Below are 14,481 nucleotides of genomic sequence, written 5' to 3' on the forward strand. Positions count from 1 at the left end.
CCCGGCTGCACAGCAACAGTATTCATGGATTTATTAAGATGGAAGATTATCGTCCCATCATGCTCAATGGCTCATATATGGTAGCCCTCTATGCCGTGGCCTATATCAGTGCCCCGCTTACTCCCCAGAGCATACTTGAATATGCAGTGCTCGCTGTCGCCTCAGCCTGGCTGCTCTACGGCATGATGCTGCTTCATAAGGAAAAGCGCCGTCCATCAGCCGTATTCTTTGGTGCTATTGCCCTTATTCCATGGGCCTTTTACGGCGAGCTCATGTATATCAATGCCAACAAGGAAGGCATTGAGCCAGAGGTCTTTGAGAGCAATCTCAAGCACGCCGTAATGGTCTACCAGAGCTTTAAATACATGATTATGGCCTGCGCCGCCGGTGCGGCAGTCAAGGGCATGTGGAACGCCCTGCGCAACTTCGGCTCCACCAGGTGACCCAGGCCCGGCACCCAGACCTGTGAGCCGCAGCGCCAACATACAGGGAAGTGCCATGATGCGCCATGAAGTAACTTAAGCAGCTGAAGCATCACACAGCAGCTGAATCATAACGCAGTAGCTGAATCATCACGCAGTAGCAAGAAGCAGCTGAGGCAGCACGCAGTAGCATGAAGCAGCTTCAGCTGCACGCAGTAGCATGAATTATCCGTGCTGCATTACAAAAGGCATTGCATGGCACAGCGTGACAATGCAGTGTGTGACAGGAAAAAACGCGGCTGGGAATAGTCCGGAAGCATCATCAGCTCACCAGGACAGGCTGCAGCTGACATGACTTACCTTGATAGCCATTAACATAAGACAAAGAAGGCAGGAGTATTCCTGCCTTTGCTTTATCTGCAGCATGTAAAGTGAAGAAGCAGCTGCAGTGCTTTTGCTGACTCTTATGCAGATGGAGAGGGAGAGGCTCTTGAGGAGTCAACCGCATCGTCAGCTGATACAGGGCTCCAGTTAAGCCATCTGGCATACTCCAGTCAGCTTTCAGTCAAGCTTAGCCAACGGCAGGGCTTACTGATATCAGGCGACTGCGCAGCAAAGTCCACTGGAGTGCATTTATGCCGCAGCGAGTGCCCGTACAGGAGCCTGGACGAATGACAACGCAGGATGCTGACAGTGATGAACGTCGTTTGAATGTCGTGATGAATGGCAAAGTATGAGTCTGTCTATTCTCGCCTGTAACTGCACAGCACAGCACAGCAATGCATGATCTTATCAGGAGAATCAGGTGTACAGCGGTGTGAGAGCGTGCACTACGTCGTTATGCTGGGAGCTGAATAGAGAGCAACTGCCGGGGATATTACAGCGCGATGCTATACAGATCAATGCTGTATAGCGCAATGCAATAGCTTAATGCGATGTGTTCAGTGGTATGTTTCTTTGCAATGTGTTTTATAAAGTGAAAAGCCCGCCTTCTGTACTTTCAGGAAGCGGTCTTTTGCTGGCAGCTGAGGCTGTCATGTCATTTGTGGTATGGATTTTTGCTGATGCTAATAGAAGCTCTTGGAGGACACGTCGCAGGTATGCGGTTAGCCATATTGTCAAGCTCCTGATATACGGCACGGGTCTGAGTAATCAGCTTGGCATTGTTACGGCTGTTGACGCTCAGGGCATCAGACGAAGACACAATCAGGCTGATCGAGTTGGTCTGAACCTGAACAGACTGCTTGAGTGTACCGGTGTTCTGCAGCAGCTGCCTGTCAAGGGAGATTATGTTGTTGAGGCTGTTCTGGGGGCGCTTGCAAGGGCACGAGCCTCATCGGCTACCGTAACAAAGCCACGACCGGCTTCAGCGGCGCGTACACTCCTCAGGCATACGAAGGGTGGGCCGCAAATGCAGTGATGACAGGGCTGCAAGTGCTCTGAGCGACAGGCGGCCCTGATGGTGAGTGTTCAGAATGAAAAAAGGCCGCGACCCCGGTGGGGCGCGACCTGTACAACAGAAAAGAAAAGGTTATCAGCGCAGCTGAGCGACAGCTCAGTGAGCCCTGGCGGCTGCGCAGTGAAATCATTATGGCTTTTGCACGAGCCAGAGGCTTAAACGTGCTTCCTGCCAGGGACAGCCTTGCCTTGCAGCCTATCGAACGACCAGCCCCGCCGGTCCAGCAAAGGGCCGGCTGATCGGGCCTGTCCGCCGGGCGAAGGATGGCGGGGCCGGCATGGCATGGCATGGCCTGGCAGTGGCTGTCATGGTCTGGCCTTGCCTGGCATTGCCTGTCTGGCATGGCAGGGCGGGCTAGAAGCGCTTGTCTGAAATGGCGTGGCCAATGGAGTCGGCAATGGATTCAAGCTGCATGGTAATTTCGCTCGAGCCCTTTACCAGTGAGGCATTGCCATGAGAGCTGGTGCGCAGCTCATCAGCTGAGACCTCGATTTCATTGATGAAGCTGGTCTGGGACTGCACTGAGTTGCGCAAGGTGCGGATATTCTCAAGAAGCTTGTCTGAAATCTGCACGATATCGTTAAGGCTGTTCTGGGTGACACCGGCAAGAGCGCGAACTTCGTCAGCTACCACGGCAAAACCACGGCCATGCTCGCCGGCACGGGCAGCTTCAATGGCAGCGTTAAGCGCCAGCAGATTGGTTTGATCAGCCACATCACGAATGGAGGCAACCACGTTCTGAATACGGGCGGCATTGTTGGCAATATGCTCAGTTCGCTCACCTACATCTTTATTGGAGTCGGTGATGTTGGCTGTTGCAGTCATGGTGTTATCAATCAGCATCAGCTGGTTGTTAAGGGCCTCAGTGATTTCATTGACGGCATCAGTTTGCTGGGTTGATTTGACACGCAGGTCATCTGACAGGTGCTTCTGACTTTCAAGCATCTGGCACATGGTCTCACCTGCACGGTTAATACCCTCAAGCAGTGACTGGTAACGGCCCTGATAGCCGTTGTTGTCCACGCGCGCGGTAAAGTCGTTACCTGCATAGCTCTCCAGTACAGATACGGCGTTATCAAGAACGTGGTTAACGGTCTCAATGGTCTCATCCAGGGACTCAATAAGAGTGCTGGTATAAGGATCCTGGCACTTGTAGTTAACGCGGGAGTCGAGGTGACCATTGTTGACTTCATCAATGGTGTTTTTAACAGCTGCGATGGCCTTGCTGTTATCGATCATGGATTTTTCAATGGCCTCACTCATGTCGCACAGCATATTTACAGCAGTACCGATTTCATCAAGATTGCGGGCACGGATCAGCCTGGCCTTTTCAGTACGATGCTGGAAGAAGTCAAAGAAGGCACTGGTATTGATGCTCAGAAGGCTCAGGCGACGGGTAAGAATGCGGGTCTGATAGAGGCTGAGCATGAGGAAGAGCACAGCAGCTACCAGAATAACCAGGGAAGTCTCAAAGAGCATGAGACGAACCGGGGCCATGACCTCATCTACTGAGACCTTGCCGGCAATAATCCAGTCGAGAGTCTGATCCTTTACGGCTACTACCACATACTCCTCGCCATCGACAGATGAGGTGTAGTAGGTGCTGTGGTCCGGGCTGTTCAGAGCACGCTGTACAGCTGCAAAAATGCCCGGATCCACATCATCGATTTTCTTTTTGAGAATGTATTCCTGAACAGGATGAAGCTGAATTACGCCCTGCTCATTGGTGCAGAAGAATGTGCCGCTGTCGCCCAGCTTTTCCTTGCTGATGCTGGTAATAAGCTCATTGGCTTCAGTTGATGCTCCGGTAACGCCGATAAGCTTGCCGCTCTCATCAAAAACCTTGTAATTGATGAACATGACCAGCTGCTTTTTGAAGCTGTCAAAGTCGACATTTACCACATAGTCGTTTTCGTGATTGAAAACAGCCTGAATCCAGGAGTCACGGCCATTCATCTGCAGCTTGCCGATATTTTCGCCATTGTACAGATATTCGCTGGTGACCAGAGTAGCAAGGAATGATGAGTACAGGCCGTAGTTCTTACGTATATACTCGCGCTCTTTAAAGAAAGCGCCAATAAGCTCTTTGTCTGCAGTATGGCGGGCAGCTTCAATGGTATAGGTTGAGGTGGCCATGGAGCGGGCCAGGGCAATGTGAGGATCGACCATTGCCTTGATATGACCGGCAATAAGCTGGGTTTCTACAGGCAGCTGTTTGTGTACGATCTCTTCTTTCATCAGTGAGGTCGAGACCATGAAGAACACGGCGGCGATCACTACGAAGGCCAGAACTGCAGATCCTGTGGAAATGGCAGAGATCCTTTTGACCAGGGATTTCTGTTTGTTATCAGAGGCCATGACTAGCTCCACTGCGCCTGTTGCGCAATCTTTACAACCACAATATACGTACTGCCGGCAGCTGTAGTGCTCACACAGCAGCTTCTTTCTTTTCTGTATGTCGATCGTTGTCTGTCTGATCGGTACTGCAGTCAGCCTGCATCAGCAAGGTTTGTCACTCCACAGCCGCGTTGTGCGGCAAGCCTCATAACCTGGCTGTGGGGCGATTGTTTCCTGTTTCCTGAGCATCAATTAAACGCGCACTATGAACTTATGACAGGCACCGCCCAGCGGCGGATCTGCTGCAGCTGTTCTTCAGCTGTGCTGCAGCCATGCCGTCCGGCTGCCATACAGCATTTGCTGCCGCAGCCGCAGCGCAGCAGCTTAAGCTGCAGGCACCTGTGCCGCTGTCACATGCTCCAGCCGCGCAGCGGCATGAGCACAGACGCGCTCATTACTCTTTGCTCAGGACCTCAGACACTTACAGTAAAGTGCCTTTACTGATTGGAGAAAATACTTATCCCACCCGGTAATTCCTGAGACAGTAAGGTTAAACACACAAGTACAGGTGTCTGTCAGCAATGTTCAGCTGCAGCTGCAAGGAAAAGCAAAACAGCACAGCCGACGTGCCAAAGGCCATAATGCTCTTAAGGGATGTCAGCGTTATTAATTTCCTACAGTAAACGTTCTTTGAGGCTGCAAGGACTCAGCCTTACGGGATATACAGTATGAGTGCCTGAAACTTCAGAAATCAGGCATTGTCGAATGAGTGCTCAGACTGTCATGACGGCACCGGCATCATATGCGCGCATGAACACATACTTCGCTCTGGACCATGACGCAGCAGTGACCACCTATGCGACATTGACCACGGAGGTGCCACAGGGCACGTGAGAGGCCTTTTGCCATGGGGAGCCAGTAATCATTAACCATGTCCATATTGTGGACAGTTCCGGCAGCAGTGCAACATTTTGCTGCAGCATTTAGCCTGTAATCAGCTCTGAGAAATGAGAGCCTCAGAGTAAAAAAATGAAAATAATTTTCGCTAACTGGCGGAGCATATGATAACGCCAAATCAAACCCTAAAGTACGTATCAGGGCACATTTTCAATAAAAAGTTTATATCTAGGCATTCAAAACTGCCGTGCAAGTACTGGTCACAATATAGATATTACCTAATAAAGCTGATAACTATGCCTTTTGCGCATATAAAGGGCAATCTGGCCATTCATAAAATCATGCCATTAATATCTTGTACTACAAGTGCTCTTGATACATAAAACCGACCGTTTTTTCCAAAAGTACTTGAATACATGTGCGTAAAGATCCAGCCCAAAATACGAAATATACTTCCATCTTTTGCTGCCATAATTTCAGGCCATAGAGTCTCTGCGTTCTCCTTTCTCAAACAGACCAGAGAGCATCCCGCAAGTCAGATGAATGACCATATGATTCAGCCATAACAGTGCCAGGCAACGCGGCATACCCATATGAAGCATTACCGCCCCGCTTAACCCGCTCTCAGCACGCCACGCTCCCATCTGCCCAATCTGCATCTGCATCTGCACCTGACCGGCTGTTGTCCCGTACTTACACCATGTGCAGTGCCTTGCCTGACTTACCTCTGTAAGTGCGGAGCCACTCAGCCATCTATCTGAAAGCTGCGCTGCGTGGCTGGCACTGGCCCTTGCTTCTGAAGCGGCTACACCTTGCCAGACAGCACCAAAACCCCCTAAATGAACGGCTTGCCGATTAATCTGATATTCTCCGCCACTCACGCATGTATATCATTTTCAGACATGGGTTGACTGCCGTGGCGTCCTTTATCGGTGAGGACAGCATGAGCAGGTGATAAATCCTTAACTCATCTGCAGTGGCGAGGGGTGACATGACACAGCATTGCCTTGCAGCGCATTGCATAGCATTGTCTGGCGTCGCGCTGCCTTGCAGCGCATTGCATCCCATTTAATGACATGAGGGCGGCTGCCTGCATATGTGCAGAGCTGTGACTGGATGCGCTGCCGTCCGCCATAAGGTCATAAGCTAATTTATGAAGCATCTTCAAATGCGTATACAACTGTAACAGCAACTGAAGCTCTATCAGCATCGTCAGCTGCAAAAGCCGCTAAGGTGTCTGCGGGAGGGAGCTGTGTACCTGTGTTTTCGATGCGAGTCGGCGTTGCTGCCTCTACAGGAGTCTGCTGCTGGAGTGCAGTTGAGTATAGGGACTGAGCCGCAAGTTGTTTCTGAAATCCAAAATGCCTGTTTCTGTAAAAACGCTTTACCTTTAATTATGTAAACTGATATGAGCTAAGAAAGGCTGGGCAGTAATGTCAGTATTCTCGCGTCCATTTCCCTGTTTGTTCGGGAGCGCAGAGCTTCCTTGGCAGGCAAGGGATAGCATGGCCAATATTGCAGGGCGCTGAAAGTAAAACACTAATCCCCAGACATCGCCATTGATACGGGGATAGCAGGGCGCTAATATTTCGACATACGCCTTGGCCTGGCTGGATTTGTATGGCAAGGTTCGGGCATTAAGACAGGTGCAGGAGGCTGGCACGCTGTGGCAGGTATTGTGTGATGTGATGTGGTGTGGCATGACACACACAGGCATGGTATGAGCTCATATCGGTGGCCTTAAGTTGCGCAATCGTTCAACGTGCACTGTTGAACAGATTAATCTGTAATATGTTTTGTAAAGGTTACGTGATGATGCCGCCATGGTTGGCAGGCAAAGATAATAATGAACTGCTGAAAAAATACAGACAGATTATTAATTTTGTAAAGCGTTATGTCGTATAGGGGATGTCAGTCTGGTTGACGGGCAACTGGCAGTGCAGACGGCATGACCATCGGCACGAGAGCAGGCATGGCAGCTGGCAGGGCGGCATGCTGGGCCGTTGATTAGTGGTTTTGCAGACAAAACAAAGGGCCACAGTGGTAACACTGTGGCCCTGGTAGCGGCCGCCCGGCATGTTGCCAGGGCGGCGGTGCTGTGGCCCGGGTGGGCGCGGTACTTAGAAGGTCTTGTGGGAGACTTCCTGGCTGATTTGCTCGGCAATCTCGTCGAGTTCCTGAGTAATGTTCTGAGTGTCGGCAATCAGGTTGGAGTTGCTCTGACTGTTGGCACGCAGATCCTCGGATGATGTCTCAATCATAGTGATGGAGTGAGCCTGAGACTGTACTGAGCTCTTGAGGGTGTTGATGTTTTCAATGAGCTGGCTTGAGATCTGGATGATGTCATTAAGGCTGTTCTGGGTGACACCGGCCAGAGCTCGTACTTCATCAGCTACTACGGCAAAGCCACGACCATGCTCACCGGCACGGGCTGCCTCAATGGCAGCATTGAGTGCCAGCAGATTGGTCTGATCTGCCACATCACGGATGGAGGCCACCACGTTCTGGATGCGGGCAGCATTATCCTCAATCTCTCTGGTACGGTGACCTACTTCCTCGTTGGAGTCAGTAATGGATCGGGCAGCGGCCATGGTGTTATCGATAAGGCGCAGCTGATCTTCAATGGACTTGGCAATAGCCTGTACAGAAACAGTCTGCTGCTGGGACTTCTGACGCAGGGAGTCTGACAGGGCCCTGTCGGCAGCCAGCACTGTGCTCATGGCCTCACCCACACGGTTAATACCGTCTATCAGTTCCTTGTAGGTACCCTGAGCAGATGAGGAGTCCATACGGCCACGAAAGTCATTGTTCTCAAACTGGTGGAGCAGATCCATAACAGCACTGAGCAGGTCGTTTACACTGGCAATGGTGCCGTTAAAGGATCTTACCAGAGCGGCGGCATAGTCATCCTGAGGAGTATATTCCACCCTGGTATTGAGACGGCCTGAGCCTACGTCATCAACGGCTTTCTGTACCGAGTCAATTGACTTGACATTGTCAGTAATACCAGCCTGCATTCGCTCACCAATGCTGCACATGGTATCAATGGTATCGCCGATTTCATCAGGGACACGGGCACGGCGGAAATCAGGCGCAGTGGTCTTGCGGTCAAAGAAGTCAGACAGTGCCTTCATGTTGTAAGAGAGCAGGGCAAGACGACCACGCAGCAGTCTGAAGATGAAGAAGTTGAAGATGGCGATCATGATGATGGTGAGCAGACCGACCACACCTGCAGACTCAATAATAAGAAGCAGAGGGGCAGTAACTTCCTCACGTGGAATCATGCCGATAATGGTCCACTCAAGCTCATTGTCACGGTAAGCCTGAACAATGTACTCCCGGCCATCCTTGGGATCTGTGTAGGCAGCATATGGGATCTTGCTCTTTTTGGAAACAATGTCCCTGACAATTGAGTAAAGACCAGGGTAGATGTCATCAGTCTTTGCCTGGAGAATGTATTTGGCATTGGAGTGAAGCTGAACAACACCATCGTCAGCAATACAGAAAGTAGAACCGCCACCGCCGAGATTCATGCGGGAGATCATGGAAATGAGATCGTTGATATTGGCTGATGCACCGGCTACACCGATTACCTTGCCATTGTCATCAAAAACCTTGTAGTTGATGTACAGGGCAAGCTCGTTGGTCACATCATCCACATCAGTGTTAACTACGTAGCGCTCAGGGCTCTGCAAGGTTTCATTGAGCCAGGCGTCACGTCCCTGGAACTGCAGAGGGCCCTCACTGCGGCCATTGTAGATGTAGATATTTTTGGTGAAGGTAGCAAGGAAAGTAGAATACAGGCCATACTCTTTTTTCAGGGTATCCACATCATCCTGATAGAGTTTCCAGCCGGCCTCATCATGACCGTTTTGCATCCAGTTGATGACATAGCGGGAACGGGCCATGGATCGGGAGAGCTGAATATAGGGATCGATCTCAGCGTGGATATTGGCCCCCACCAGTCTTACCTGAGCCGGAAGCTTCTCACGGAGAATTTCCTGACGGATAAGCGATACCGAAATCTGATAGAAAACGGCCGTGATGGCTATAATTGCCAGCAGGCTCGACAGGACACTGGAAAAGGCGATGCGACGGACCAGAGAATTTCTGACCATGACGGCTCCTGAAGATGGAAGATATAAGAGTTAAGCATGTATCCGTACCACAGCCATGTTCCATCATGTTACATGGCCTTGAGATGCTGCCGCTTTACAAAGGAAGAAAAGAGACATCATAATTTCAGTATCTGACCGGCATCTGCATCACGCATTATGCGGACAGCCTGCTTAACATGTCGCTGCCTGCGCACCCGATGCGCACCCGATGCGCACCAGATGCGCAGCCGATGCCGCCGATGCGCAGCTGAAGCTGCACCTGCGACTGCAGTACTTAAAATTATGAGTGCAGGAGCAGCAAGGCAGCTCCGGAGCAGTGGTACGGGGTAAATAAAACAAAAGCAGGACGGGCCTGCAGGGAAAAACTGGAAAGGTAACTACAATAATTCATTACGGCTACTGACAGTGTGTCATCTGCAGCCACGTTACAAAACCTTTTGAATGTTGCATACAGAACTGCGTTGAGCATGGCTTGCTACCAGCTCTTTTACAAACAGCATAGAAAACAGTTTAAAGCATGTCATGCAGGCCGCTTGGGGCTCTGCACATGGCATCACGGTAAATGCCCGCTGCACTACAAAGCAGCGAAGAGCAAAATAAAGTACAAAGGCAAAATCTGCAGTGCACCTGACCGGAGCTTCCTGCAGTTAAGATTCTTTTTAAGGTACAGACCGTGGACCTTAATGAGCTGAATCAGTCTGACCCCATAAGATAAAACCATAGTTGAGTGCTTTTGCAGTCCACGCAGGTCACTGCGCAAGGACGTCAGGCAAGCCCCTGACCAGCGTCTGGCCTGGCTAAGGCCAGCGTCAGCCCTGCGTCTGGCCTGCCTAAGGTCAGCGTCAGCCCTGCGTCAGGCCTGCGTAAGACCGGTCATGACTGCCAGCAGACTGCTCTGATACCAGTGTATAACAGATGAACTGCCTGCTGAATTTTCACAGAGATTAAACAGCACGGTTTCTGAAGTATGTGGCCTGGTCAGTTGCTGGTCCAGGTCTTTGCTGACCGTCAGGTCAGTCTGGCCTTTATGTCAGTTTGTCTAATTGAACAAAGCATTATATTAGTCCGGGCGATTTTAGCTACTTTTCTTTTCCGTATTTGTGATCAGGGAACAGCAAATATTACAGCCATCAGACAGGTGCTACTAAGGCCTGATTATGACTGCATATAAAACAGGGCCGTCCGCAGGTCTGACACTTTTATGAGCATTGTGCGCACAACTGTTCAAAAAATATACGCATGAAAAAAGAGCATTCCCAATACAGGCGCATCGGGAATGCTCTTTTTGTATCTGCTCTGCCCTGCAGCTAAATCCCTGGCAGGGGCAGGGGAAGGGGCATGGGCAGGTTCGGATCATATGGCCGTGGGGCTGAAACCGGACATGCGTGGTCTTGGCCATGGCCATGGCCATGGGCATTGCCATGTCCATGGGCATTGCCATGCCCATGGCTGAACTGTGGCCGGTGGGGCCGTCAGACCTCAAACTTCTTTGAGGACACCTCGTGGGAGATGCGCTCGGCAATGGCGTCGAGCTCAAGGGTGATGTTCTGGGCATCATTTACCAGAGTAGCGTTGTTCTGGCTGTTGCTGCGCAGCTCATCAGAGGAGTGCTCAATAAGCTCAATGGACTGAGCCTGAGTCTGTACTGAAGACTTGAGAGTATGGATGTTCTCAATGAGCTTTTCCGAGATGGAGATAATGTCATTGAGGCTGCTCTGGGTAACACCAGCCAGAGAGCGTACTTCATCAGCTACCACGGCAAAGCCACGGCCATGCTCACCGGCACGGGCAGCCTCGATGGCAGCGTTAAGGGCCAGCAGATTGGTCTGCTCGGCTACCTCACGGATAGTGGCTACCACATTCTGAATGCGGGAGGCATTTTCCTCAATCTCATTGGTACGGCGTCCTACCTCGACATTGGAGTCGGTGATGGTGCGGGTAGCATTGAGAGTACCGTCAATCAGGGACAGCTGCTGCTTGAGAGCTGAAGCTACTGTGGATACGGCCTCAGTCTGCTGACCTGATTTGACCTTTAGATCATCTGAGAGCTCCTTGTGGTCACGCAGCAGCTCACACATGGCCTCACCCAGACGGTTAATGCCATTCATCAGGCTGTGGTACTGACCTTCAAAACCATGGCTCTCAACACGGGCGGTGAAGTTGTTCTGAGCATAGGAACCAAGAACAGTGGAGGCCTCGGTAATAACGGTATTCACAGTGGCAATGGTGTGATCGAGCGAGTCAATAAGGACGGAAATGTACTGATCCTGACTGCGATAGCCTACCTGGGAGTGCAGATTGCCCTGATTTACGTTGTCAATCGTTTCCTGTACAGCATTCATGGCAGCCATATTGTCCTTAAGGCCGGCCTCGATACGGTCACCCATGTTACACAGGGTCTGGACGGCTACACCAATTTCATCATTGGTACTGGCGCGCTTGAGATTTGGCGAACCGGTTTTGCGCTCAAAGTAATCGGAGAAATTGGAGATATTAAGCTGCAGCAGATTGAGTCTGCGGTTGAGAATACGGGAAATATAGGAATTGAAGATCAACAGGGCCACAATCATTACCATAATGACTATGGTGGACTGAATCAGAATGTTCTTGAGCGGGGCCATAACCTCTGACTCAAGCAGACGTCCTACGATAATCCAGTCAAGCTCAGGGTCTTTGATGGCTACGATGATATAGTCCTGGCCATCTTTCTGTGAGGTAAAGAAAGACGAGTGACCTGGATTGTCTACCGTATTTTTGATGACTTCTAACATGCCCGGCTCAATCTCATTAACATTGGTATTGAGAATGTAGCTCTGGTTGGCATGCAGCTGAATCAGACCGCTTTCATCAATGCAGAAGAACTCACCTGTCTTGCCCAGTTTCTGGCTGGCAATCATTTCCTTGAGTACATTGAGCTGTGCGGCAGCGCCGGTAATACCAATGAGTTTGCCCTGGTCATCAAACATCTTGTAGTTGACGAACAGTGCCAGATTGCCTGTGTTTCTGTCTTTGTCCATGTTGAGAACAAATTCATCAGGACTGTTCATGATGCCTTTTAGCCAGGAGTCACGACCGTCAATATCAAGAGCGCCATTGCTCTTGCCATTGAAGTAGTAGACATTGTTTACGAAAGAGGCCATGAAGGTGGAGAACAGATTGTTGCGTTCACGCAGGGAACGGCTGTTGGACTCAAAAAGAGCCTGACCTGAATCAGGTTCGCCTTTTTTCATCCAGTCAATTGTGTATACGGAGCCTGCCATGGAGCGGGACAGATGGATATAAGGATCGATCTGTGCGCGGATATTGCTGGCGATCAGACTGGTTTCAGCCGGAAGCTGCTTGATAATGATTTCATTTTCAATCAGTGCCGATGAAATGCGGTAGAACACAGCCGTGATGGAAATAAAAGCCAGCAGAGCTGCAGCTACAGAAATAGCAGCAATGCGCTTTACCAGCGAACTGCGATGCTCACCGCCGGCACTGCCGGCACTGGCGGAGCTGCCTGCAGACTCGGCAGCATAGGATGGGGCACTTGATGACAAATTGTTATTAAGCGCTGACATGTCAGCTCCTCACATAGGAACATGCTGTGCCTATCTTTCACATTCTCCAAAAAACAGTCAGCCAGCCCGCAACAGGCGTCTCCTTACGGAGTCGGCCAGCACAATGGACCGGCTTCATGCTGCTGCAGCACCTGTGCCGGACGCTGCTGTACCCAGGCATTGCTGAGCCCAGGCACTGTGCCTTACTGGCAGGACGCTGAGTACTGGTACCATGCCTGACTGGCATGGCGCCGCCATGGCGCACTGACTGCGCCATAAAAGGGGAAAGGGTGAAGATAAGCTTACACAGCGTAAAGGTTGTATAACACCTTGTATTAAGGTCCGCATCATGCAGCAGACCCAGGACAAAACTAAAAGGAAACAGTTCTTTGCCGGTGCTGCGTCAATCATTGCATACAGGTTGCAATGACCGAGTTAAGTACGGCATTGGATACTGCAAAGAAAAGCTTTTAATCAGTGCAGAGGAGGGACACATGACCCTCACAGTCACACAGATTAATTAAATAACTGCGTGTATGCAGGAGTGCAGCTCCATAACCCCATGACCATGACAGAAGTCTTAGCCAGCCTGCTCTGTCTGGCCTTGATCTTAATGAGCTTCACGAGCTTCGTAAGTTATAAAGCCTGCACAGGCTCAACGGGCTTAACAGGAATAAGGAACAGCATGTGCTCGATGTGAGTCAAAGGAGCAGGGGCTGGGCTTTTGCTGCTGTCACTGCTGTAATGCTGGTAACAGCGTGTATTGGGATTCAGAGGGATTGCAGCACAGCATAAGGCAGGTACACAGGCAATCCCAGGTAACCGTAGTGGTCTTCAAAGATTATGGACAGCCATCAGGACCAGGTGAGGACTGAGCGCTTATGTTATTAGTCAGAATTTCTGTTGTCTGAAAATACTGTTTGTCTGAAACTCATTGCTCTCGTAAGGCAATGACGGAGTGGTCAGCAACAGATGATCAGGTACTGGTACTGAACAGGGGCCTGATGAACATGACTTTTTAAGCTGCAGGCAGTCCCTTTGCTCTTTATGCTCAGTTCTTATAGCCAATATTCAGAGCCATACAGCCCTGATGCATGTGAATTATTCAGGCAGGCAGGGCATCACTAGAGTAAGGCCGATCACACAGTTTATGCCGCTACATTTACTGGTGCATCAGCCCTTCATACATGAACATGACATGGAAAGAAGCGCAGGAATGGTCAGTGTCGCTTATACCCGTTATACAACATGTGGCATGGAGGTACGGGCATAATTCACTACTGATAGCAGGGGCAAATCGCGCCAGTGTTTACTTGTGAAAAAGTATTATTAAGCTTGACCGGGGCTCCAGTAAAGCTTTCAGGCACGCCTGAGGTCAGTCTGTTTATAAGCCTGAAGGGCATGCATTATCGCAATAGCGTGCAGTGCACAAGTGAACACAGAGCATTCCGTATTATACTTTACGGCAAACCGATGAAGGATATGCCTCTCAAAAATAATTGAAATTAATTGACTTTTAAAATAACCAGTGTTAGGCGTTGAGGCGTATTCGCCAAATATTGGCTTATTTATGCCTTTGTTGGCTCGTAGTTGTTCATAAAGTAGTTTCGTATGACGTACTCAAACAATCTACTAACCCTCATGCTGCTCATGCGATTTAGTGTGAAGCTGTAAGAGACAGGAGTGGACTTGCCTTTTGACAGACT

5 protein-coding genes and 1 pseudogene are annotated in these 14,481 nt (G+C 50.3%); 1 reads left to right on the forward strand and 5 read right to left on the reverse strand.

What is annotated here, in order from left to right:
* Nucleotides 1–38 precede the first annotated feature (38 nt).
* Nucleotides 39–443 (forward strand): hypothetical protein, encoded by a 405-nt coding sequence (locus MXE41_RS00760; protein WP_247099028.1) that lies wholly within the window; start codon nt 39–41, stop codon nt 441–443.
* A gap of 1,018 nt (nt 444–1,461) precedes the next feature.
* Here MXE41_RS00760 and MXE41_RS00765 read toward each other — a convergent pair.
* The 5 genes and pseudogenes from MXE41_RS00765 to MXE41_RS00780 all read right to left on the reverse strand — a co-directional run bounded on the left by MXE41_RS00765 (nt 1,462) and on the right by MXE41_RS00780 (nt 12,796).
* A complete protein-coding gene (locus MXE41_RS00765; RefSeq protein WP_247099029.1) occupies nt 1,462–1,626 on the reverse strand; it encodes a hypothetical protein in 165 nt (54 codons plus the stop codon).
* Nucleotides 1,627–2,235: 609 nt separating this feature from the next.
* Nucleotides 2,236–3,378 (reverse strand): methyl-accepting chemotaxis protein, encoded by a 1,143-nt coding sequence (locus MXE41_RS13170; protein WP_348647402.1) that lies wholly within the window; start codon nt 3,376–3,378, stop codon nt 2,236–2,238.
* 33 nt (nt 3,379–3,411) lie between these two features.
* A pseudogene (locus tag MXE41_RS13175) lies at nt 3,412–4,239 on the reverse strand (cache domain-containing protein); the annotation flags it as partial.
* A gap of 2,996 nt (nt 4,240–7,235) precedes the next feature.
* A complete protein-coding gene (locus MXE41_RS00775) occupies nt 7,236–9,233 on the reverse strand; it encodes a methyl-accepting chemotaxis protein (protein ID WP_247099031.1) in 1,998 nt (665 codons plus the stop codon).
* Nucleotides 9,234–10,705: 1,472 nt separating this feature from the next.
* Nucleotides 10,706–12,796 (reverse strand): methyl-accepting chemotaxis protein, encoded by a 2,091-nt coding sequence (locus MXE41_RS00780; protein ID WP_247099032.1) that lies wholly within the window; start codon nt 12,794–12,796, stop codon nt 10,706–10,708.
* Between the last annotated feature and the right edge of the window lie 1,685 nt (nt 12,797–14,481).

It is taken from the genome of Anaerobiospirillum sp. NML120449, from assembly GCF_023051105.1.
In the GTDB taxonomy this organism is placed as follows: domain Bacteria; phylum Pseudomonadota; class Gammaproteobacteria; order Enterobacterales; family Succinivibrionaceae; genus Anaerobiospirillum.